Source organism: Marinobacter salsuginis (assembly GCF_009617755.1).
In the GTDB taxonomy this organism is placed as follows: Bacteria; Pseudomonadota; Gammaproteobacteria; order Pseudomonadales; family Oleiphilaceae; genus Marinobacter; species Marinobacter salsuginis.
This window is the reverse complement of sequence record NZ_BGZH01000002.1, coordinates 287,186-308,743: the sequence shown is the minus strand read 5'-3', so window position 1 is coordinate 308,743 and position 21,558 is coordinate 287,186. Positions and strand designations below refer to the sequence as shown.

Annotated in this window: 20 protein-coding genes; 14 read left to right on the top strand and 6 right to left on the bottom strand. The window is 56.1% G+C overall.

Features of this window, described 5'->3' with window-relative positions; genetic code table 11:
- Positions 1-9 precede the first annotated feature (9 nt).
- Positions 10-360, top strand: coding sequence for an FHA domain-containing protein (locus GJU83_RS12680; protein WP_069184220.1), 351 nt, complete (start codon positions 10-12; stop codon positions 358-360).
- Between the two features lie 21 nt (positions 361-381).
- Here GJU83_RS12680 and GJU83_RS12675 read toward each other — a convergent pair whose 3' ends face one another.
- The 5 genes from GJU83_RS12675 to GJU83_RS12655 all read right to left on the bottom strand — a co-directional run bounded on the left by GJU83_RS12675 (position 382) and on the right by GJU83_RS12655 (position 4,333).
- Positions 382-1,128 (bottom strand): glutamine amidotransferase, encoded by a 747-nt coding sequence (locus tag GJU83_RS12675; protein WP_083231839.1) that lies wholly within the window; start codon positions 1,126-1,128, stop codon positions 382-384.
- Between the two features lie 36 nt (positions 1,129-1,164).
- Positions 1,165-1,890 carry a YebC/PmpR family DNA-binding transcriptional regulator gene (locus tag GJU83_RS12670; protein ID WP_069184221.1) on the bottom strand — a complete coding sequence of 242 codons (726 nt, stop codon included), beginning with the start codon at positions 1,888-1,890 and terminating at the stop codon, positions 1,165-1,167.
- A gap of 87 nt (positions 1,891-1,977) precedes the next feature.
- Positions 1,978-2,778 carry an oxygen-binding di-iron domain-containing protein gene (locus GJU83_RS12665; protein WP_069184222.1) on the bottom strand — a complete coding sequence of 267 codons (801 nt, stop codon included), beginning with the start codon at positions 2,776-2,778 and terminating at the stop codon, positions 1,978-1,980.
- A 147-nt stretch (positions 2,779-2,925) separates the two neighbouring features.
- Positions 2,926-3,354 carry an SRPBCC family protein gene (locus GJU83_RS12660; protein ID WP_069184223.1) on the bottom strand — a complete coding sequence of 143 codons (429 nt, stop codon included), beginning with the start codon at positions 3,352-3,354 and terminating at the stop codon, positions 2,926-2,928.
- A gap of 103 nt (positions 3,355-3,457) precedes the next feature.
- Complete coding sequence (locus tag GJU83_RS12655; RefSeq protein WP_069184224.1) at positions 3,458-4,333, bottom strand: AraC family transcriptional regulator; 876 nt, start codon at positions 4,331-4,333, stop codon at positions 3,458-3,460.
- A 161-nt stretch (positions 4,334-4,494) separates the two neighbouring features.
- On the opposite strand from GJU83_RS12655, the gene GJU83_RS12650 reads away from it, so the two are divergent.
- The 9 genes from GJU83_RS12650 (at position 4,495) to GJU83_RS12610 (ending at position 16,190) form a co-directional block, all read left to right on the top strand.
- Positions 4,495-5,988 carry a CoA-acylating methylmalonate-semialdehyde dehydrogenase gene (locus GJU83_RS12650; RefSeq protein ID WP_069184225.1) on the top strand — a complete coding sequence of 498 codons (1,494 nt, stop codon included), beginning with the start codon at positions 4,495-4,497 and terminating at the stop codon, positions 5,986-5,988.
- Positions 5,989-6,081: 93 nt separating this feature from the next.
- The gene (locus GJU83_RS12645) at positions 6,082-7,248 is read left to right on the top strand and encodes an acyl-CoA dehydrogenase family protein (RefSeq protein WP_069184226.1); all 1,167 of its coding nucleotides are present in this window, start codon (positions 6,082-6,084) and stop codon (positions 7,246-7,248) included.
- A gap of 62 nt (positions 7,249-7,310) precedes the next feature.
- On the top strand, positions 7,311-8,090 hold the full coding sequence (locus GJU83_RS12640) for an enoyl-CoA hydratase (protein WP_069184227.1): 780 nt from the start codon (positions 7,311-7,313) through the stop codon (positions 8,088-8,090).
- 34 nt (positions 8,091-8,124) lie between these two features.
- Complete coding sequence (locus GJU83_RS12635) at positions 8,125-9,195, top strand: enoyl-CoA hydratase/isomerase family protein (RefSeq protein WP_069184228.1); 1,071 nt, start codon at positions 8,125-8,127, stop codon at positions 9,193-9,195.
- 27 nt (positions 9,196-9,222) lie between these two features.
- The gene (gene mmsB, locus GJU83_RS12630) at positions 9,223-10,110 is read left to right on the top strand and encodes a 3-hydroxyisobutyrate dehydrogenase (RefSeq protein WP_069184229.1); all 888 of its coding nucleotides are present in this window, start codon (positions 9,223-9,225) and stop codon (positions 10,108-10,110) included.
- Positions 10,111-10,113: 3 nt separating this feature from the next.
- On the top strand, positions 10,114-10,446 hold the full coding sequence (locus tag GJU83_RS12625) for a hypothetical protein (RefSeq protein WP_069184230.1): 333 nt from the start codon (positions 10,114-10,116) through the stop codon (positions 10,444-10,446).
- A gap of 132 nt (positions 10,447-10,578) precedes the next feature.
- Entirely contained in the window at positions 10,579-12,693 is a 2,115-nt protein-coding gene (locus GJU83_RS12620) for a type VI secretion system Vgr family protein (protein ID WP_153634493.1), read from the top strand.
- The gene (locus tag GJU83_RS12615) at positions 12,662-13,522 is read left to right on the top strand and encodes a DUF4123 domain-containing protein (protein ID WP_153634492.1); all 861 of its coding nucleotides are present in this window, start codon (positions 12,662-12,664) and stop codon (positions 13,520-13,522) included. The genes GJU83_RS12620 and GJU83_RS12615 overlap by 32 nt, the downstream gene beginning before the upstream one ends.
- Positions 13,509-16,190, top strand: a complete 2,682-nt coding sequence (locus GJU83_RS12610; protein ID WP_167516404.1) for a LysM peptidoglycan-binding domain-containing protein — start codon at positions 13,509-13,511, stop codon at positions 16,188-16,190. Before GJU83_RS12615 ends, GJU83_RS12610 begins: the two co-directional genes overlap by 14 nt.
- Here GJU83_RS12610 and GJU83_RS12605 read toward each other — a convergent pair.
- Positions 16,187-17,038 (bottom strand): formylglycine-generating enzyme family protein, encoded by an 852-nt coding sequence (locus GJU83_RS12605; protein WP_167516403.1) that lies wholly within the window; start codon positions 17,036-17,038, stop codon positions 16,187-16,189. The genes GJU83_RS12610 and GJU83_RS12605 overlap by 4 nt on opposite strands.
- Before the next feature lie 212 nt (positions 17,039-17,250).
- Here GJU83_RS12605 and GJU83_RS12600 point away from each other — a divergent pair, with 212 nt between their 5' ends.
- From GJU83_RS12600 to GJU83_RS12585, 4 genes are all read left to right on the top strand, one after another.
- A complete protein-coding gene (locus GJU83_RS12600; protein ID WP_153634489.1) occupies positions 17,251-17,949 on the top strand; it encodes a DUF3592 domain-containing protein in 699 nt (232 codons plus the stop codon).
- A gap of 141 nt (positions 17,950-18,090) precedes the next feature.
- Entirely contained in the window at positions 18,091-19,194 is a 1,104-nt protein-coding gene (locus GJU83_RS12595; protein WP_153634488.1) for an AI-2E family transporter, read from the top strand.
- Between the two features lie 100 nt (positions 19,195-19,294).
- Positions 19,295-20,437 carry a zinc-binding dehydrogenase gene (locus tag GJU83_RS12590; RefSeq protein WP_153634487.1) on the top strand — a complete coding sequence of 381 codons (1,143 nt, stop codon included), beginning with the start codon at positions 19,295-19,297 and terminating at the stop codon, positions 20,435-20,437.
- Positions 20,437-21,498: a proline racemase family protein gene (locus GJU83_RS12585; RefSeq protein ID WP_153634486.1), complete on the top strand. Its 1,062-nt coding sequence runs from the start codon at positions 20,437-20,439 to the stop codon at positions 21,496-21,498. Before GJU83_RS12590 ends, GJU83_RS12585 begins: the two co-directional genes overlap by 1 nt.
- Positions 21,499-21,558 lie beyond the last annotated feature (60 nt).

Genomic DNA, 21,558 nt, shown 5'->3' with positions numbered 1-21,558 from the left:
GAAACTGACATGGCTTCGCTTTCGCAACTGGTGGATAACGTGGTTGTTACCACCTTTGAACTCGGGCAACCGGAAACCCGCATCGGTCGGCGTCCGGATAACGATATCCAGATCGATGAGATTTCCGTGAGCGGTCAGCACGCCCTGATAGAAGCGGTGCCCAACGCCTATCTTGAAGGAACGGTGGATTACTACATCACCGACAGCAACAGCACCAATGGCACCTTCGTGAACGAGCTACGGGTTGCTGACCGGCAGCGCCTCAACAGCAACGACATGGTGCGCATTGGCTGGAACGAGTTTCGCTTTATCGACGAAGAAGAGCAGGCGCTGGAAAAAACCGCTTACATCCTCGACTGACAGAAACCGATGGTGCCCGTTTTAATGGATCCGGTCCTGAACAAACCGGCTAAAACGGGCCAGTAGCGAGGACGCGTCTGGCGCTGGCTTTACGCCGGCGATCAGGGCCTCCGCATCCAGCCCCTCCCGGATCAGATCCGGCGCCTGTACTTTCAGGTAGGCACTCATAATGGCGTCCGTGAACTCCGGATGGAACTGCACGCCCCAGGCGCAGGGGCCAATTCTGAAGGCCTGGTGCGGCTCGAACCGGTTACGCCCCAGCAGCACCGCGCCTTCAGGCAGGCGCAGTACGGATTGCCGATGCGTCAGTTGTGCCGGGAATGTCTTTGGGAGGTCGCGGAACAGGACATCGGAGGCGGCTTCTGGGAGAAGTTCAATCTCGTGGGTGCCGGTTTCCCGGCCATTCGGATGGTAACCCGCTTCACCTCCCAGCGCGTGGGCCAGTAACTGGTGGCCGTAGCAGACACCCAGTACCGGAACTTCACTTTTCACAGCCTTTGCGAGCCAGCGTCCCGCATTCTCGCTCCATTCGGCCCGGTCGCTGACCATGGCAGGCGAGCCTGTCACCACAATGCCGTCCCAGTCCTCCGGGTTGCCCGGCAGTTCGCCGGCTTCGGCGTTGGCTACAGTGATCTCCAGCTCCTCTGAAAGCCCCCGCAGGAACCATTCGTCAAAATCGCCAAACTCTGCCCGAAGGTCCGGGTAGGTGGTTCCTGTTTTCAGGACCACCACTCGCGCTTTGCGGATTGCGGGAGCGTTCTTCTGCATGGTGTTATCTTCCTGCATGGCCGGAGGCCGGGCTGTTTACTGGTCTGGCAGCTCGGCATTGTGGAACACGTTCTGTACGTCGTCCAGCTCGTTCAACATGTCCAGGAATTTCTCGAACAGGGGGATATCATCACCTTCCACCACCGTGGTGGTTTTGGGCAGGAACTGGATTTCATCCACCTCAAAATCGATGTCTTCAATGGCGTCCACCAGCGCCTGACGGGCTTTAGCGTATTCGGTGTTCGGCGTGAACACGGTGATCAGACCGTCTTCATTTTCGATGTCGGTGACATCCACATCCGCTTCCATCAGCGCTTCGAGAACGGCCTCTTCATCCTCGCCCTTGAACGCAAAGATAGCGCTGTGGTCGAACATGTGAGACACCGCACCGGGCGTTCCGATCTTGCACTTGGTTTTGGTGAAGGCCAGACGCACATCGCCAAAGGTGCGGTTCGGGTTATCGGTCAGGCAGTCGACAATTACCATGCAGTTGCCCGGTCCATAGCCTTCGTAGCGAGCGGGGGAATAGTCCTCGCCAGCGCCACCCTTGGCTTTGTCGATGGCTTTCTCGATCACGTGGGAGGGCACCTGGTCTTTCTTGGCCCGCTCGATCAACCCGCGCAGGGACAGGTTGGCCTGGGGGTCGGGGCCTCCGGACTTGGCGCTCATGTAAATCTCGCGGCCGTACTTGCTGTAGACCTTGGTTTTTGCCGCAGCCGTCTTGGCCATGGATTCTTTGCGGTTCTGGTAGGCTCTGCCCATCTGCGCTGCCTCTTGGTTCTCTGGAAAAGGCCGGATTTTACTCAACATTGCCGGTTTGGGACAGGCTTATTTGGCAACCGTTCTGGCCTAGACGTAATCAACCGGTCGGCGATAGTTATCCTGTGTCATCAGGTCGATACCGCACTCGATGTCGCTGACCCAGTTCAGGAAGCGATCAACCATTACTGGCCCTTCAAAGCGTTTTCCATGCTGGGGCACGATCATCGAAACGTCCATGTCGCGGACCATGTTGGCCCACAGTCTGCAGACTTTCTGGGAGGCGATGTAGCGCCGATGGAAGCCAATCATGCTTGGTATGTGCTTGTCGAAGTCTTTCACTGGCAGATGATCGTCCTCACCGCCCAGCGAAGCTCCCAGGTCGCCGGAGAAGAGGATCCTGGAGACCGGATCGTAAAACTGAAGATTGCCTACCGAATGCATGAAGTGGGCTGGCAGGCACTGCAAATAGGACTCGCCAAACTTCACATTGGCACCGGCATCCGGAATGCTGACGATGCGGTCGTACACGCTGCCGCTGAGCTGATTGGTCACGTAGCTGGAAACCAGGTGCGGAAGGAACCGCGCCCAGAGTTTCGAGGTGACGATTTTCGCGCGGGTATGAACAATCCAGCGGTCGATGGCGCCAATGATGTCCGGGTCCTGGTGAGAAGCGAACACGTAGTCCATATCGCGAATGTTCATATAGCGAGACGCGGCCACCGACAGGGGAGTGTAGGTAAGGTCACCGCCCGGATCGATGAGCGCTTCGTGTTTTCCGTCGACAATCAGGAACTGGTTGGACTGGACGCCCTCGCCGGTCACCAGGGAATCGAACATCAGGCATTTGTGGTGTCCATTATCGAACAGGACAATCGGCTCGGCTGCCATTTCGGTCTCCCGCTGAATACAGTGTGGTCCGGCCGGAATGGCCGGATATTGCAAGCTGCGCGGAGATTACAAAATTGACAAAAGCCAACTATTGCCTCAGGTCAATTCTCTGATATTCCTCAAGTAACGATTTGTTGTTGCCGACCATCAGGCCAGCCGGGGCACCCGTTTGATCCCGCGGCGAATGCCCTGTTCCAGGGCGCTGCTGACCACCTTGCCGGTAAACGGCACGATGTCTTCAAAGGTGATGGTGTAGTTCACCCGGGTATGACCTTCAGGCGTGTCCTCGAACCGGATACGGCCAAGGTGATTGCGGATCGGACTCATGCTGGTGATGGTGTACTCGATCAGTGAATCCGGCTCGAAGTTGGTCACGGTTTCTTCCAGCCCCACCGGCCCGATGCCGATCTTACGGACGGAACCAATGCCATTGGGATCGGCCTGGTCGCTGTCCTTGATGCGTTTTACGGGCGCACCCAGCAGTTTTCCAAAACGGTGGTGGTCGGCGAACAGGGCAAAGACCCTTCGTCGCGGTACATCGAAGGTTTCATCAATTTCTATGGTGTACATGGCCATCAGCTCACTCTTTTTGTCGTTCGATACACCAAGCCTAAACCCTTGGCTCCTACAACAAAAGTCGTAGAAAGCGGCAGGTTTCAATCTGGCCCGGACTGACCGTTCAGTGCCGCGCAGTATGCCGGTAGTCCCGGGGCGACTGGCCCATTACCTTTTTGAAAAGCCGCGAAAAATAGTAGGCGTCGTCGTAGCCCAGCCGTCGGCTGATGTCGGCAAAACTCAGGCTGCTGTTATCCAGCATCTGGCACGCCCGCTCTACCTTGAGGTGCAGGAAGTGCTGGATCGGGGAGGTTCCGGTCTGCTCCCGATAGCGGGTGGCGAAATGGGCGGGGGACAGGCCGGCAAGGTCAGCCAATTGCTCCAGGCTGATACGCTCATCCAGGTGCTCCCGCATATAGTTGTGGATGGTTTCCAGCTCGGCCTGCCGTTCATGCCCGGTCTCGTCGGCGTTGATCGGAACCGCCGCTAACAGTTGCCGTAGCCGGTTGGCCGCGTGGATAAGGCCGCGGACCCGGAAACCGGTCTGCCGCACCGACAGCAGACCATTGAAGTCAACCAGAAGCCGGGGTTGGCGGCCCATGTGGCGAATGCGGGTCGGGCCGTCAAAACCCATATAGTGTCGGAAATCCTCAGCCAATGGTCCGGTGTAGTGCACCCAGTGAATGGTCCATGGATTGTCCGGATCGGCGGTATAGCGGTGGTTGGCGCCGGCCGGCAAAAGCAGCAGGTCGCCAGCCTCCACCGTGTAGGGCTCACCGCCGACGTTCAGGAACGCCCGGCCCTCGGTACAGTAGATCAAAAGATTGTCGTGATGGTGCTCCCGGTGCATGTGATGGCCTACGGCGCGCCGATAGTGGCCGAACGCCAGCGGGTAAAGATCCCGGGTGAGCGGATGGCTCGCCAGCAGTCGGATGATTGGTTCAGGCACGACGTAGCGAATGCTGTCTTTGGGCACCGGCCACTGTGAGGTTTGGGTCATTTCAGGTCTTTTGTTTTTAGGCTTAATCGAAAGATAGTCCATTACGGGCGAAATTTAGTCAATCGCCCCTTGGTCGATCCCGTGCTAGCCTTTGGTTAAACGTGGCCGCAACCCTTTGGTTCTGGCCGGCTTCCCGCACAACAACAAACAGGGACATCAACATGAAAAATGTACCGCTGTATCTCGCAGGTGAGTTCGTCGATAGCCAAACCAGTGAATGGATCGACGTTACCAACCCCGCCACCAACGAAGTGATTGCCAAGGCGCCTTGCACCACCGATGCGGAAATGCGCAAGGCCATCGAAAGCGCCGGCGAAATGTTCAAGACCTGGAAGGAAGTGCCTGTCTCTGAGCGCGCCCGGGTTATGCTCCGTTACCAGGCTCTGCTGAAAGAGCATCATGATGAGATCGCCGAAATCCTGGCACAGGAAACCGGCAAGACCTTTGATGACGCCAAAGGTGATGTCTGGCGCGGCATTGAAGTGGTCGAGCACGCTGCCAACGTCGCTTCCATGATGATGGGCGAAACCGTTGAAAACGTGGCTCGCGAGGTGGATACCCATTCCTGGATCCAGCCGCTGGGCGTCTGCGCGGGTATCACCCCGTTCAACTTCCCGGCCATGATTCCGCTGTGGATGTTCCCGATGGCCATTGCCTGCGGCAACACCTTTATCCTGAAACCGTCCGAACAGGATCCGCTGACGCCTATGCGCCTGGCAGAGCTGTTTGAAGAAGCCGGTGCGCCCAAGGGCGTTTTGCAGGTGGTTCACGGTGGCAAGGAGCAGGTTGACGTACTGCTGACTGATCCCGCCATCAAGGCCGTCTCTTTTGTAGGTTCTGTGCCAGTCGGCCGTTACATTTACGAAACCGGCACCCGCAACATGAAGCGTGTACAGAGCTTTGCCGGCGCCAAGAACCATATGGTGATCCTGCCGGACGCTGACAAGCAGCAGGTGATCAATGCCCTGGTTGGTGCTTCAGTAGGTGCTGCCGGCCAGCGCTGCATGGCAATTTCCGTCGCCGTTTTCGTGGGCGAAGCCCAGCAGTGGATCCCCGAGCTGAAAGAAGCCATGGCTAAAGTGCGTCCCGGCGCGTGGAACGACTCCGGTGCCAGCTATGGCCCGATCATCTCCGCCAAGGCGAAGGACCGCATTGAATCTCTTATTGCGACTGGCGAAGCCCAGGGCGCCAAGCTCCTGCTGGACGGCCGTGGTTGCACAGTAGATGGTTTGCCGGACGGCAACTGGGTTGGTCCGACGCTGTTCTCCGGTGTAACCACCGACATGGACATCTACAACGAAGAGATCTTCGGCCCCGTGCTGTCCTGCGTCGAAACCGACACCCTCGGTGATGCCATCGAACTGGTCAACAAGAGCCCGTACGGCAACGGTGTGTCCATCTTTACCAGCTCCGGCGGTGCCGCACGTCGCTTCCAGCATGAAATCGATGTAGGACAGGTGGGCGTGAATATCCCCATTCCGGTGCCCCTGCCGTTCTTCTCGTTCACCGGCTGGAAAGGTTCCTTCTACGGTGACCAGCATGCCTACGGCAAGCAGGCGGTTCGCTTCTACACTGAGACCAAGACGGTTACCTCCCGCTGGTTCTCCAGTGAAGCAACCAGCACCGAAGCTAACTTCTCTATCCAGTTGCGTTAATTGCGTTGAAGGTGGGGTATTTGGGCCGGAACCTGTTTCCGGCCCCTTGTTTTCCCTGCCCAATGCCAAGCCTTCTCTATCTGGAGCGTAACGATGGACTTTAACCTCACCGAAGATCAGCTGGCGTTTCGCGAAGCGGCTCGGGCGTTCGCTGAAAAATCCATGGCACCCCATGCGGCGAAGTGGGATGACGAGCATATCTTTCCGGTCGATGTGATGAAGGAAGCCGGAGAGATGGGTTTCATGGGTATGTACACGCCCGAAGCACTCGGCGGCATGGGCCTTTCCCGTCTGGATACGTCGGTTATCGTGGAGGAACTCGCCGCTGCGTGTCCTTCAACCGCTGCGTTTATCACCATCCACAATATGGCTACCTGGATGGTCGCCAGCTTTGCGTCTGATGATCTCAAGCAGGAAATCGTGCCTAAGCTGGCCAGTGGCGAATGGCTCGCCTCCTACTGCCTGACCGAGCCGGGTGCCGGTTCAGACGCGGCCAGCCTTCGCACCAAGGCCGTGCGGGATGGCGACAGCTATGTGATCACCGGCAGCAAGGTATTTATTTCCGGCGCCGGTGCCACCGATATTCTGGTGCTGATGGCCCGGACCGGAGCGCCGGATTCCGGTTATAAAGGCATTTCCACCTTCGTGATTCCTGCAGATGCCGATGGCGTTTCCTACGGCAAGAACGAAGAGAAAATGGGCTGGCACAGTCAACCGACCCGGATGATCAGCCTCGAGAATGTCCGCATTCCGGCCAGCAACCGGGTGGGTGACGAAGGTGATGGGTTTGCCATCGCCATGAAAGGCCTCGATGGCGGCCGGCTGAACATTGCTACCTGCTCCCTAGGCGGTGGTCAGGCGGCTCTTCTCCGCGCCCGAAACTACATGCATGAGCGCGAACAGTTCGGCAAACCGCTGGCTGCTTTTCAGGCCTTGCAGTTCAAGCTGGCCGACATGGCCACCAATCTGGTTGCCGCGCGGCAGATGGTTCGCCTTGGCGCGTTCAAGCTCGACAACGCCGATCCGGAAGCGACACTGCACTGTGCCATGGCCAAGCGTTTCGCCACCGATGCCTGTTTCGAGGTGGTCAACGAAGCGCTGCAGCTTCACGGCGGCTATGGCTACATTCGCGAATATCCGCTTGAGCGTTACCTGCGCGACCTGCGCGTGCACCAGATTCTGGAAGGCACCAACGAAATCATGCGTCTGATTGTTGCCCGTCGCCTACTCGATGACGGCGTGGCTGAGGCAATTCAATAAGCATAGAAATGGGGCCAGATGACGATTTCGTCTGGCCCCATTTTCAGGATGAGGAATAAGAAATGAGTGACCTGATTCAGCTCGAAAAACGCGGACACATCGCGGTACTGACTATCAATAATCCACCGGCTAACACCTGGACAAAGGATTCCCTGATTGCCCTGACGAAAATCGTCAATGAACTGAACGAAGACCGGGACATCTTTGCCCTGGTGATGACCGGGCAAGGCGAGAAGTTCTATTCCGCCGGCGCCGATCTGAAAACCTTCGCCGATGGCGACAAGGCACGGGCCAATGAGATGGCCCAACTGTTTGGCGAGGCCTTTTCCACGCTTGGTCGTTTCCGGGGTGTCTCCATCGCCGCCGTGAATGGCTATGCCATGGGTGGTGGCCTGGAATGCGCCATGGCTTGCGACATCCGCATTGCCGAAGAGCACGCCCAGATGGCGCTGCCCGAGGCCGGCGTTGGCTTGCTACCCTGCGCCGGTGGTACCCAGAACCTGCCCTGGTTGGTAGGTGAGGGCTGGGCCAAGCGGATGATTCTGTGCGGTGAGCGGGTAAAAGCTGATACCGCACTGCGGATCGGCCTGGTTGAGGAAGTGGTGCCGAGCGGACAGAGCCTTGATAAGGCGCTGGAGCTGGCGGAAATGGCGTGCCAGCAGAGCCCGTCGTCTACCGCCCGGTGCAAGACCCTGGTAATGAGCGCCCGTGATGGCCGCAGCCACGACGACGGCTGGCGCATGGAGCGGGAACTGTTTGTCGAGCTGTTCTCCACCGAAGACCAGAAAGAAGGCGTAAACGCATTTCTCGACAAGCGCAAACCGGAATGGAAAAACCGCTGAAGCCGGCTGGAAAAGGCTGGCTCAAGGACCTGTTATGAGTGATCAACCCATTGTCTTTGAAGAATGGAAAACGGGCGACGGCACGCTGATCGCCGTGGCCCGATTGAATACGCCGAAGGCGCTGAACTCGCTGTCTCTGGAGATGATCCGGTTACTGACGCCGCAACTGAAGCGCTGGGCGGAAGATCCTGCAATCCAGGCTGTCTGGTTGGAATCTGAAGGCGACAAGGCGTTCTGCGCCGGTGGAGACATCGTCGCGCTGTATCGCAGCATGACTGAGCCGCAGGGTGCGAGCGAGGGCGAGGCGTTCTTCAATGAGGAATATGAGCTGGATTACCTGATCCATACTTTCCAGAAACCGATCGTATGCTGGGGACATGGCATCGTGATGGGTGGCGGCATGGGCATTATGGAGGGCGCTTCCCACCGGGTGGTAACCGAAGGCTCGAAACTCGCCATGCCCGAGATCACTATCGGCCTATACCCCGATGTCGCCGCCGGCTGGTTCCTTAACCGGACCCCCGGCCGCACAGGCCTGTTTCTGGGGCTGACCGGCGCCCGTCTCAACGGTGCCGATGCAGTTTTCACGGGGCTGGCGGATCGCTTCATCCGGCATGATCTGAAGGCCGATGTTGTTGCTGAACTCTGCAAGCGTGACTGGCAGGGCGACGATCCCCATGCCGTGGTTGGCAGCGTGCTCCGTCAATTCGAGCGTGAGAGTGCCGACGCCATGCCGGAATCACCGGTTCGTACGCATTTCGATGAGATCAACCGGGTAACCGATGCGGACTCCCTGGAAGCAACGGTTAGCCAGTTGAAAGAACTGTCCGGAGGCGACGGATGGGTGGCAAAAGCAACCCGCTCCCTGGCGAGTGCGTCACCCACATCTCTGGCTCTGGTCTGGCGGCACCTGCACGGTTGCAAACACAACAGCCTGAAAGAGGTGCTCGACAAGGAACTGGTACTTTCCACCAAGTGCCTCACCAAGGGCGAATTCGCCGAAGGTATCCGCGCGCTTCTGATCGACAAGGATCAGCAGCCCCGCTGGCGCTATGCGTCTCTTGCGGAAATGGATAGTGCGTGGATCGACGACTTTTTTAGCTGATCTATTACAAGAACAAGGAGAAAAGGCATGGCAAAAATTACCTTCATCGGCCTCGGTAATATGGGCGGCCCCATGGCCAGCAACCTCGTGAAAGCGGGCCACGAGGTCACCGTATTCGATCTGTCCAAAGACGCTGTTGCCGCCCTGGTGTCCGAGGGCGCGAAAACGGCAGACACCGCCCACGAAGCAGCCAACGGCGCAGAGTGCGTCATCACCATGCTGCCGGCCGGCCAGCATGTGGAAGCGGTATACCTGGGGGACGATGGTCTGCTGGCAAAACTGCCGGCCGGCACCCTGGTCATCGATTCTTCCACCATCGCACCGGAAACAGCCCGGGGCGTTGCCGAAGTGGCACGTGCCAAGGACATTCCATTCCTCGATGCGCCAGTCTCTGGCGGCGTTGGCGGTGCCAAGGCCGGTACCCTGACGTTCATTTGTGGCGGTTCGGAAGAGGCCTTCAACAAGGCCAAGCCGATTCTCGATGCCATGGGCAAGAACATTTTCCACGCCGGTGATCACGGTTCCGGCCAGGTGGCCAAGATCTGCAACAACATGCTGTTGGCCATTCTCATGTCTGGCACCAGCGAGGCGTTGGCGCTCGGCGTGAAGAACGGTCTGGATCCGGCGGTGCTGTCGGAAATCATGAAGCAGAGCTCCGGTGGCAACTGGGCGTTGAACGTCTATAACCCCTGGCCGGGAGTGATGGAAGGTGTACCCGCGTCCCGTAACTACGAAGGCGGTTTCCTGGTGAACCTGATGACCAAGGATCTGGGTTTGGCCTTCGACAACGCTGTGAAGAACCAGGCCTCTATTCCCATGGGCTCTCTGGCCCGTAACCTGTTCCAGCTGCACGCCGGGCAGGGTAATGGCAGCCTGGATTTCTCCAGCATCCAGCGGCTTTACAAGCCTGAATAAAGATTGGGTAAGGACACGATCAAAACGCCGGACGGGCGCTACCTTGTGGTAAAGGGGCGCCTGTGGCGTTGTTCGAATCCCGATCTTCCGGAGCAGGTGTATCGGGACCAGGTCAAGCGCCTGATGTCTGCTCGCCGGAAGGTGCGCGATGCGAGAGCGTCCCGCGATGAGAGTCAGGAGCGTGAGGCTCGGCAACAGGTGGATCAGGCCAAGCGCGCCCTGGGTGAGCGCGGGCCGGTTTGGTGGTCTGATGGCGAACCGGACTACACCCAATGCAAGATCGAGAACACGCCTTACGCCGAATGGTATCGTTCGCTTCAGGAGGCGAGTAAGTAACGTTTGGTCTTTTCGTTGAATAACCGCGAATACGCTGTTAATGTTTCACCCGCTACGATGGAAGAGCTGCCAGGGATAGTGCAGTTTCTGTAGCAGAATCATCCGGATTGATGACTTCAAAGGATTGAAGACATGCCCCAGGCAAATGGATTGCAGTTCACCGTCCGTGTTGGCGGTCTCCCCTCTGATATTTTTTCACTTGTTGGCTTTACCCTGACCGAACGCCTGTCCGAGGTTTTTTACGGTCGGCTTGAGCTGGCCAGCACCGATCCGTCAATTCAGGCCGCGGAAATTCTTGAGCAACCGGTGGATCTTGTGGTCTGGCAGGATGGCGAGCCGCTCAGGCGCTTCACCGGTGTGGTCAACGAATTCGTTCGGGGCGATGCCGGTCATCGGCGAACCCGCTATGAACTAATCATCCAGCCGCCGCTCTGGCGCCTGGGCCTGATGCACAATAGCCGGATCTTTCAGACCCAAAGTACCGAGGTCATCGCGCGAACTTTGCTGGAAGAGCGCGGCATTATCGACTCGGTTTTCGATCTGAAACGCACTCCAGAGCAGCGGGAGTATTGTGTTCAGCATCGAGAAAGCGACCTGGCCTTCCTCGAACGCCTTGCGGCTGAAGAGGGTTGGCATTACAGGTATGAACACGGGAGCGTGGACGCAGAAACACAGCCGGCGCTTATAATCGCCGACCATCATGGCGATGCACCGAAGCTTGAGCCGGCAGAATATAACGCCAAAGCCGGCGGCAGCAGCAGGCGCCCGGTCGTGTACCGATTTCGATATGAAGAGCGGGTGCGGGTGGCCTCTGTGGCCATGAAGGATTATACCTTTAAGAATCCCGCCTATAGTCTGATGCATCAGCATGCTTCCGGCGACCTGAAGCACCGGGAAGACTACCAGCACTACGATTACCCCGGCCGCTTCAAGGCCGATGTCAGTGGCCAGCCGTTTACCGAAGCCAGACTTCAGTCTCTGCGTAATGATGCCAGTACCGCATCCGGTGAGAGCAATCGCCCGGACTTCAGCGTCGGCGCCAAGGTTGAACTGAAAGAACATGACAGCGCCGGCTTGAACCGGGAATGGCTGCTAACCGAAGTTACTCATACTGGTTCTCAGCCCCAGGCGTTGGAAGAAGAGGGAGGCAGCGAACCCACCACTTACCACAACCAGTTCAATGCAATACCGGCCGATCTGACCTGGATACCGCAGAGGGCCCACCGTCCTCTTATGGACGGCCCGCAAATCGCGATTGTTACCGGCCCGGAAGGCGAGGAGATCCACTGCGACGAATATGGTCGGGTGAAAGTGCGCTTTCCCTGGGATCGATATTCAAAGAATGATGAGCACAGCAGCGCCTGGCTCCGAGTCAGTCAGGGCTGGGCCGGCGGGCAGTATGGCTTCATGGCCTTGCCACGAATCGGCCACGAAGTGATTGTCTCCTTCCTGGATGGCGACCCGGACCAGCCCATCATCACCGGGCGAACCCATCACATCTCCAACACGCCACCCTACGGGCTGCCGGAACACAAAACCCGCACCACCCTTAAAACCAAAACCCACAAAGGCGAGGGCAGCAACGAACTGCGGTTTGAGGATGAGGCGGGCCAGGAACAGATCTACGTTCACGCCCAGAAAGACCTGGACCTGCTCACCGAGAATAACCGCACGGAGGTGATTCGGAACGACAGTCACCGTACGGTCGAAAACCACGATTTCACTCACGTGAAAGGCAATGAGCACCGCACGGTCGATGGCGAACAGCGTGAATCGGTCGGAAGCGATTACAGCCTATCGGTCGGTGGCAGTCTTCACAGCAAGCAGGGCAAAAACCAGCTCGTTGAAGCCGGCACCGAGATCCACCACAAGGCGGGCATGAAAGTGGTAATTGAGGCAGGCGCCGAACTCACGCTCAAGGCTGGAGGCAGCTTTCTGAAGCTGGATCCCAGTGGCGTGACGGTGTCCGGACCCTCAGTCCGAATGAATTCCGGTGGTGGGCCAGGGAGTGGAAGTGGGGTGGCAGATAAAGCCCCTGCGCTGCCTGCCGGCATTGTTGGCCAAGACGGAAGTTCGGGCGCTGCGCAGCTAGAGGAAACCGACCAACGTGATACAGGAAAGAGTGCTCCGCAGGTTCTGGCAGATCACTCAACACTGCTGAAGGAATCAGCCAACCAGGGAGCGCCAGTCGTTTCCGATTGTGAGTTTGACGAGAATGGACGCTGCAAACTACATCAGCACGCTTGATAGTCTGGACTTGCTGGCCCAGGAACCCTCCAGCGCGGACTTTGCCATCATTGACCTTGCGGTCGACGATCGCTTCCTCAGGTTTCTTTACGAAGCTGATCAGCACGGCTCGGTTCAGTGGTGGAGCCTTCTGGAGAATACCCGATGGCAGGCCTCATGGAATCAGGGACCCATACTCCTAGCGTTCAATGGAGACACCCAATTTCATAAAAAGCTTAAAGAGAAATTGAGCTTTATGCCGCTGGGAATCGTCATTGACTCGCCGGAAAGCTCGACATGTGTCTTCAATTGGGCTCAGGGATGGTTGCTAGCCCTTGGAAAGTCAGATGAGCGCCTTTTTCGATTTTACGATCCAAGATCTTTTCGTCCATTGCTGGCGGCTTTTGCAGGGCGAGAAAAACAGATCATTAGTTCCGGTGTGACGATCTACTGGCATAACGGGTCTGGTTGGCATGGATACCGGTCGCCTGACAACGCCATAAAGGAAGAGCTCCCTGAACAACCTTCGTTGGTTCAGGCTGAACTCTCCGAGTTGCCGGCCTTCAGATCGGCTGATCGTGCAATGGTCTATGAGCAAGTCTATCGGGATTATTTGCCTGAAACCGGAGACCGAAGAGTCTGGGTTTTGGAGCAGCTTCAGAGAGCCTCGAAACTTGGTTTTGAAACTGTTTCTTTACAAGAGCGTTGGTTAAGACTTTGCATCCGCATTGGCTCTGATCCGATTGCTAGGGCAGATGTTCAGGAAGTGATTAGAAGGTCGGAGATGACGCCGGCGGACCGTTTGAATGCGATGGAGAGCATATTGGAGGGCAAGGATGCCACAGCATGAAGTTCAGTCAGGAGAGACACTCTCAGCTATTGCTTCGAAATATCAAGTCTCGTTAGATGCGATCAAAAGTGAGAACCCGATTATCAAGGATGTGAACCACATAGAGGCTGGCTGGAATCTAACTGTCCCTGAAAACTCCGCTGATCGGGGTGTACTTCCGGCAGCGCAGTCGGCTAACGATGATACAAAAGATGATCTCGAGTGCTCTCAGTGCTCGATCGAGTGCGAAGCGCTTGTTCATGTCACTGGTGAGGAGGACACGGTTTATGCGCTTAGCCGCACTCAGCTGCAGGATCTGTATAGGGAGATTGAGACTCTCAACAAGCCTTTGGCTGAGTTGAAAAGGGCCGAGGCGGGGCCTGAAGAGGATATACCTGCTGCGCGCGAAAAGGCTTGGGGCAGCCTTCGAAAGTTGGGGGCACTCCCCGAAACTGAGCAAAGTTCTACAGCAAAGGAGCTGCTCAATGACTACGAGGCCCGCTGGAAACGAGAGCGACAACGACTCGAGCATCAGCGCCGTAGAGAAAAACGGATTGAATATGAGATCAACCAGATCCGAAGCCAGATTCTGTTGCCCGCGAGCCAAGCCAACCTAACTGAAAGGAAAGATCTGCTCTCAGTAAGAGTTTTCACAACGCTTTGTGCCGAACTGGAAGCGACACTGCCTGGAGTGAAGGCAAAGGTTGAGGCCCACGAGCTAATAACTGAAGCCAGTAAGCAAGATCTGGATGAAATGGACGAGAGGCTCAGGTTCCTCAGGGCGGCTTTGGAGGCTGAGCTTCAGTATCGGATGGTTCAGAACGATCAGGACGCAGATAGCCATCAAGTGCAAAGGCTCAAACATGAAACCCAGGAGCTGAAGAAATACACGCGTTGGCCGGATTTCATTGCTGAGGCTGATCTTCAGTCTTTGGTAGACAAAAAGAAGCGACTGAACGAGCTCGATGATGAGCTGATTCCCTACATGGATTACGTCAACGAATATGCAGCGAGAGTGTCCTGGGTCGTCCGGCTTTGGAACGTAATCCACCATGAAGAAGTCGAAAAGCACCGTAACGAACAGCAGGAACGACGGGATCTTATCGTAGATATAGAGAAAACCCTTAGGCGTTTGGTGGAAACCAGTCCGCCTTCGGCCGTCGATGTTCTCGCCAAGCCGAACACCGGCTCGATGAAGTCTCGCCCACTGGTTGAACTTAAGCATACCGGTGGCGCGGGTTATCGCTACGCCCGCCAGGAGGTTCTGAATCAATTGCGCGGTAACTGGAAGGCGCTCAAGACTTCGGATGTTCGTGCAGTGATGAGTGCTTCCGACTTTGAACGAGCCTGGGACGAGGCGAAAAACGGCCTTAAGAACGACCGGTCGCTCAAGGTGAAGTTTGCAGAGTGGAAGAGCAAAGAGGACAACTTCTTTAACCAGTTGGAAATTGAATTACTTAAAAAAGAAGCTTCAACCGAAGATGGTCGTTTCGCCGCAAGTGCCGAAGCCCAGATGTTCCGGTTTGCCGCGCAGTGCAGCCTGGAAGCCAACTACGAGCCCGAGAAGGGCCATGCCTATATTGGTACCCAAATGCAAGGAGCGTACAGTCTCCTGCAGGGTGAGGCGACCTTTGCCGCCAGGCTGCCGGATGAGACCGGAGCAAAGGTGCTCCTCGAGTACGAAAATCATCAGGGAAATTCGATAAAGCTCCATTGTGGATACTTCAGGGCAGACGCGGAATATCGGATTCAGGGGTTCGCGGGTGCCTGTCTGTCTCTCGCAGCAAACGCGAAGTTATCGAGCGCACCTGGGGACGTTAGTATCTCTGGAGAGACCAATGGTGAAGCTTTTGCTGGAGCGACCTTGAGCAATGAGGCCAGCTTTGGGGTCAAGTGGAAGGCTGCGTATCAGGAAATGGAGATTCCAGTCACTGAATTGAGCCCAAGCCAGCGTGACGTCGACCAAAGTTATCGATCCTTGTTAGAGGTTAAACCCGAATTCGCGATATCAACTGGGATCGGTGCGGGGTTTGACTTTAAAGTGTTCTTGGCGGATCGCCAGTTGTACATGACAGTAAAGGGGAGGCTGGTCTTAGGGCCTGGCGGGGGCGGCGGTATTGCTGCAGAACTGAATGGCGAACAAATTTGGGAGTTAGTTAAGTTCGTTAGGTGGTCCTTAGAAGTGAGTGATTTTCGTTTTTTGGACTGGATTTCGGAGGAAGCTTTCGAAAGTTTATCTCGCCTATTGAGCATGTTTGCCTTCAGTGAGGAAGCTTTTGCGTCGATAGTTGCCAAGGGGACAGATACCTTATCGGAAATCTGGCGGTCGCTTTATCAAGCAGATGGAGAGGTTCGAAAGATTGCTGAGGGTGTGCTCAAAAATAATCGTCTGGAGGTACTGACGCCCTCTGCTAAAGCACAGTTACTGACGGTGTTGAATCAAGATAGCAGGCCCGTATTGGGCGGCGACGATCCCCATCAAAGAATCGCTAATCAAGCTATGATCGAGATCTTTGAAACCATTCATAGTCATCGAGAGTTTATCGAAGTCCTAAAAAGAATCGGGAATGAATCAGGAAAGGGATCGCTTCAAGACTTAATGAGCAACTATTACAAATTGTTCCCGCGACGATTGTTCCAATCGTCTCAAGCGCAAAGAGCAGAGAATTGGCTTGATTCGATAGTTTAATTATCGGCGAGGGAACAACGAAAACCGGTGGTTTCATTGGTTACTCGTTGTATAGCTTTGCGCCTTGTAACTGTTGTGTTTCCAGAAAAATCTTTGAAGTCACCACCTCGAAGAACCCTGAAGGGCTCGTTGCTCCAGCTTTCTATCATTGGGCTCTCGGGTCCTTTAGGGTTATTTACGGGGGAACGCTCATAATAATCGGCGTGATAATAATCTCTCACCCATTCCGCAGCATTCCCTGACATGTCGTACAGGCCAAGCAGGTTTGGAGGGTAGCTCCCTGGCGGCTGCGGAAGTGATTTTTTCTGTCGTCTGTACTGTGATGGGCGTGCTGCCATTGTTACACCTTCTTTCGCGTCTCCGTTCTCAGTAGCATAGCGAAACGGTTTGCCACCGCTTCGGGCTGCATATTCCCACTGTGCCTCTGTCGGAAGTTCAACGGCTCTACCAGTCTGAGATCCAAGCCATTCGCAAAAATTCGACGCATCTTTCCATGAAACTACTGCCGGGAAGCTTGATTGAAAGCGATCTGGAGAATGATCTTTAAGGCTTTCATAGGAACTGTTCGAGTGTTCATACCCCGTCACCGCCATAAACAGCTCAAAGTCCCCCTGAGTAACCTCATACTTTTGAATATAGAAATCGTCCAGCACTACTTTATGCGGCGGCCAGCTGTCTTTGCTTCCGTCCCATCCCCCAGGATTCCCCATCATAAACTCCCCACCTTCGACAAAAACCATGGCGTCCATCTGGCGCTGAACCATGTCTTTTGCCTGGGATTCGTAATAGAGGCTGCATCCGGAAAGGGCAGAGGTGACAACAAGTAAAGAAAAAACGAGGTAACGCATGCTTGCTCCGTGCAATGGGGTTAACACTCCATGTGTTAGCAGCATTCTATCAACTTGCTTGAAGCAACAGAATTACCAGAGAGACAGTTTGTGCCCATTGGCGGAACCGCGTCTTATCTCATGACTTCCAAGCCCTGTTGAATCAAGTATAATTTCGACGCTCGAAAACAGGGTGTTTTCGAAATAAGGAAGCAAACTTCAAAGGAACTGATATGAAAACCTTCAATACGCTGCGGGTGATTTTTGCACTCGTGGGTGTCGGCATGCTTGTCGGCGCCTTTTTCTCTTTCCAGAGCACTTCAACCTTTCTTGAAACCGCAACAGCCAAGCGGGGTGTTGTAACCGACCTGATTCGATCACGATCCAGCGATTCCAATGCCTACTATCCTCTCGTCCGTTTTGAAGACGAAAAAGGCAGGCTCACAGAGTTCCTCTCATCCAGCGGGAGCAACCCTCCGAGTTATAGTCGCGGAGAGACGGTTCGTGTGTTGTTCATGCCCGGCAATGCTGAGTCTGCAAGAATCGACGGTTTCTTTTCGCTGTGGGGAGTAACCCTGATCGTCGGTGGTTTGGGCGGCGTTTTCTTTACGGTTGGAGCCGGTATGTTTGTTGTGCCGGCTGTCAGGAACAGTGGGGCTGCCAAACTTCGCAAAACCGGGCAACGGGTTCAGGGTATGTTTCAGGGTGTCGAAAAGAACCAGATGATCGTCATGAACGGCAAGAGCCCCTATCAGATCGTCTGCCAGTGGCAAAATCCAGTCACTTCCGATGTCCATGTCTTCAGGAGTGGCAACCTCTGGTTCGATCCCTCCGACCATATCCAGAGCGAGTCAATTCCCGTTTACATCAACCCCACGAACCCCAAGCGGTACTGGGTGGATACCTCCTTTTTGCCAAAGATGGCGAGCTAATCGCGCTGAAATACGACTCATGTGAACCTCACGTAACTCTCTCTTGGGTGCGCCCGGTCAATGGTGAATGTAGACTGACCGTCTTTAACGCTGGCCTGGATTTACCAGGCCAGCCTTTTTCCACGGTATACAGGCTTCACCATGGACGACCAATCCACAGATAGGGAACCGGTTGGCGAGAACAAGCGCCCGCTGATTTCATCAGATCTTGCCACGCCGATCTACGGGCTATTCGGCCTGGGCATCCTGTACACCCTGTACGTCGCTCACCAGATCGTCCTGCCCATCATTCTCGCGGTGATGACAAGCCTGCTACTCTCGCCTCTGGTCAAGAAGGCTTACGTTAAGTGGCGGATTCCCCGGATGATCAGTTCCCTGGTTCTGGTCCTGTTGGTACTGGCCGGAATCGTCGGCATAACTTTGGCCGTGGCGACTCCGGCGCTGAAGTGGGCGGAAGAGGTCCCGCAGGGCATCTCGCGCTTGCTGGTCGGTGAAAGTGAAATCAGTCGCCAGATCGCCCGGGTTACCGAATCTGCAGAGCAAGTTGAAAAGTCGGTGGAGGAGCTCTCAGAGTCAGAACAGCAACAGCCAACGGCGGTGGTTCTGCAAACGGACTCCTGGCGCAGCCAGTTGATGACCAAGGCTCGAAACGGCATTGCCGGCCTGGCATTGGCACTGGCATTGACCTATTTCCTGTTGGTCAGTGGAGATCGTCTGATCAAGAACTTTGTCCGTCAGCTCCCGATTGATCAGCGAAAAACCGTACTTCGGATTACTCACGATTCCCAGCATCAGATTGCCCAGTACCTGGGCGTTCTCGGCCTGAGTAATCTGGCCGTCGGCACCACAACGGGCCTGATCTGCTGGGCCGTCGGGCTGCCGGATCCAGCTGTGTGGGGGTTGGTCGCCGGGCTTGCCCGGTTTATTCCCTATCTGGGCGTTATTCTCTCTATCTCCATGTTGACGATTGTCTCTGCCATCAGCCTTGATGAATTCTGGATGATGGCCATTGCGCCGCTGGGGTTCCTCGGCCTGACCACGCTGGTCGGGTTCTTTATCGAACCGTGGATTCATGGTTTTCGGATGGCGATCAATCCGGTGATCATCTTCGTCTCGATCTTCTTCTGGGGCTGGCTCTGGGGGCCGGTGGGTGTGCTTCTGGCAGTGCCTTTGATGACCGTGATTCAGGTGGTTCTCAAGCAGATTCCCAAGCTGCGACCAGTCTATAAAGTGATTGCGAGGTAGTCTGGTAATGGATACCCGCAACACGCACTGACACGCCCGGTAAACTCACCTATCCTCTCTGAATACCCGAAATTCAGCAAACAGGGAGGATCGTCAGCCCATGATCCCGAACACCATGAAAGCCATGGTTCTTACCGGTCACGGTGATGTCGATAAACTGGAGTATCAGGACGTGTCTGTTCCTGCTCCCGGGCCGGGAGAGGTGCTTGTCCGGGTCACAGCCACGGCGAAGAACAACACCGATCGCAAGGCGCGGGAAGGGCTTTATCCCACCAAAAAAGGCGAAATGACATCCTTTCAGATGGGCGGTAAGCCCACGCTGACGTTTCCCCGGATTCAGGGGGCGGATATCGCCGGGCGTGTCGCGGCCGTTGGCGAAGGGGTGGATGAGTCCCGAATCGGTGAACGGGGCCTGCTGGATTTCAACATCTACGCCAATGATCGGCGGGACATCAACCTCACGCCCGATTACTTTGGTCACGGCGCCGACGGCGGCTATGCGGAATATGTAGCGCTCCCGTCGGACCAGTTTCATCACATACCCAATGCCGAACTCTCAGATGCCGAAGTGGCGTCCATGGGCATGTGTTCCTATCAGACTGCCATGCACATGCTTACCTCGGCCAACATCAAGGCCGGGGAGCGGGTTCTGGTTACGGGGGCCAGCGGTGGCGTTGGCACCGCGCTGATCCAGCTTTGCCGGATCATGGGGGCTATTCCCTATGCCCTCAGTAAACAGGACAAGGCGGCAGCGCTGCTGGAACTGGGTGCCGAGGCGGTACTGGATCGCTCGGACATGGATAGCTTCGTGGATCGGGTGAAAGCGGAAACTGGCGGCAAACCCATTGATGCGGTGATGGATCTGGTCGGCGGTGAGATGACCGATGTGTTCATCGACACCATGATCTTTGATATGAACGCCCGCAGCACCTATCCGCGACTCAGTATTGCTGGCGCCAGCGGCGGCAATATCAGCGAAATCCTGTGGACCCGGATCTACCTCTACCAGGTACAGATCTTCGGGGTATCCCACGGCACCCGGGAGGAGGCCGAACAGTTGATGGCCTGGATCCGGGGAGGGCAACTGAAACCGGTTCTGCACGGTGCCTTCAGGCTCTCTGATCTGCATCGGGCAGAAGAATACTTTGTGAACCGGGGTAGCAATTATCTCGGCAAGATCGTGATCGTTCCCGACTCACAATGGGAAGAACACGGCCAACCCTGGTCACTGGAGAGAGCCTGATGAAACCCGAGCTAACCATTCAGTTGATGGATACCCATGCCGGCGGTGATGTCAGCCGGATCGTGACCGGTGGCATTGATCAATTGCCCGGCGATACGGTTCGTGCGCAGATGGAATACCTGCGCGATGATGCCGATGGCCTGCGTCGGCTTTTGTTGGAAGAGCCATATGGCGTGCCCGAAATGTCCGTGGATTTGCTGGTGCCGCCAACGGATCCCCGAGCGGCCGCCGGTTACATCATCATGGAAGTCATGGGTTACCCGATTTACTCCGGCTCCAACACCATCTGCACGGCCACCGCAGTGTTGGAATCAGGTATCGTGCCGAAACAGGAAGGCAATCAGAACTTTCTCCTGGAATCTCCTGCTGGCCTGGTTCAGATCGAGGCGACCGTACAGGACGGCGTGGTGGAAGCCATCACCTGTGAAGGGTTGCCCAGTTATATTCACACCTACAAGGCCAGCATCGACGTGCCCTCGTTGGGTGAGATTACCTACAGCGTGGCCTACAGCGGTGGCTTTTATGCGCTGGTGGATGCGTCCAGTCTGGGCTTTGATCTGACCCTGGACGAAGAGCGCAAGCTGTCGGAAACCGCCCATGCCATTGTTGAGGCCATTCAGGCCGAACGGGGCTTTTCTCATTACACCCTTGGGGACGTGGGGCCACTGCCGTTCCTTCACTTCATGGGGCCCGTAGAGCATGTGGCCGAAGGCTATTATCGCTCCCGGTCTGCAACCTATGTGCATCCCGGTGTGATTTGCCGGAGCACCACCGGCACTGGCACCTCCGCCCGCCTGGCTTTGATGAACTACGAAGGCAACATTAAGCCGGGCGACAAGCTCGAAACCGTTTCCCTGAGAGAGACCGGTTTTATCGGTGAATTTACCGCCGTTGAAGAAGAGGGTGAATACCAGGTAATCAAGAACAGCATCACCGGCAAGGGTTATGTCATTGCCCGCTCCGACATTGTGGTGAACTGTGACGACCCAATGGTTGAGTGCGGATCCCTCCACCATATCCTGTCTAGCCGCCATTCCGAAAAATTTCCCCCTCAATCCTGAGGTCCGTTCGGGAGCTCTTTCCCGGGCGCGGCATGCCCGCTGCGCCCGGTTTTCCACCTC

Coding starts and splice junctions, on each gene's coding strand:
- GJU83_RS12605 (WP_167516403.1), bottom strand. CDS start 17,038: ATGCGTTACCTCGTTTTTTCTTTACTTGTTGTCACCTCTGCCCTTTCC.
- GJU83_RS12620 (WP_153634493.1), top strand. CDS start 10,579: ATGCCCCAGGCAAATGGATTGCAGTTCACCGTCCGTGTTGGCGGTCTC.
- GJU83_RS12635 (WP_069184228.1), top strand. CDS start 8,125: ATGAGTGATCAACCCATTGTCTTTGAAGAATGGAAAACGGGCGACGGC.
- GJU83_RS12640 (WP_069184227.1), top strand. CDS start 7,311: ATGAGTGACCTGATTCAGCTCGAAAAACGCGGACACATCGCGGTACTG.
- GJU83_RS12650 (WP_069184225.1), top strand. CDS start 4,495: ATGAAAAATGTACCGCTGTATCTCGCAGGTGAGTTCGTCGATAGCCAA.
- GJU83_RS12590 (WP_153634487.1), top strand. CDS start 19,295: ATGATCCCGAACACCATGAAAGCCATGGTTCTTACCGGTCACGGTGAT.
- GJU83_RS12670 (WP_069184221.1), bottom strand. CDS start 1,890: ATGGGCAGAGCCTACCAGAACCGCAAAGAATCCATGGCCAAGACGGCT.
- mmsB (WP_069184229.1), top strand. CDS start 9,223: ATGGCAAAAATTACCTTCATCGGCCTCGGTAATATGGGCGGCCCCATG.
- GJU83_RS12600 (WP_153634489.1), top strand. CDS start 17,251: ATGAAAACCTTCAATACGCTGCGGGTGATTTTTGCACTCGTGGGTGTC.
- GJU83_RS12675 (WP_083231839.1), bottom strand. CDS start 1,128: ATGCAGAAGAACGCTCCCGCAATCCGCAAAGCGCGAGTGGTGGTCCTG.
- GJU83_RS12595 (WP_153634488.1), top strand. CDS start 18,091: ATGGACGACCAATCCACAGATAGGGAACCGGTTGGCGAGAACAAGCGC.
- GJU83_RS12655 (WP_069184224.1), bottom strand. CDS start 4,333: ATGACCCAAACCTCACAGTGGCCGGTGCCCAAAGACAGCATTCGCTAC.
- GJU83_RS12615 (WP_153634492.1), top strand. CDS start 12,662: ATGGACGCTGCAAACTACATCAGCACGCTTGATAGTCTGGACTTGCTG.
- GJU83_RS12660 (WP_069184223.1), bottom strand. CDS start 3,354: ATGGCCATGTACACCATAGAAATTGATGAAACCTTCGATGTACCGCGA.
- GJU83_RS12665 (WP_069184222.1), bottom strand. CDS start 2,778: ATGGCAGCCGAGCCGATTGTCCTGTTCGATAATGGACACCACAAATGC.
- GJU83_RS12645 (WP_069184226.1), top strand. CDS start 6,082: ATGGACTTTAACCTCACCGAAGATCAGCTGGCGTTTCGCGAAGCGGCT.
- GJU83_RS12680 (WP_069184220.1), top strand. CDS start 10: ATGGCTTCGCTTTCGCAACTGGTGGATAACGTGGTTGTTACCACCTTT.
- GJU83_RS12585 (WP_153634486.1), top strand. CDS start 20,437: ATGAAACCCGAGCTAACCATTCAGTTGATGGATACCCATGCCGGCGGT.
- GJU83_RS12610 (WP_167516404.1), top strand. CDS start 13,509: ATGCCACAGCATGAAGTTCAGTCAGGAGAGACACTCTCAGCTATTGCT.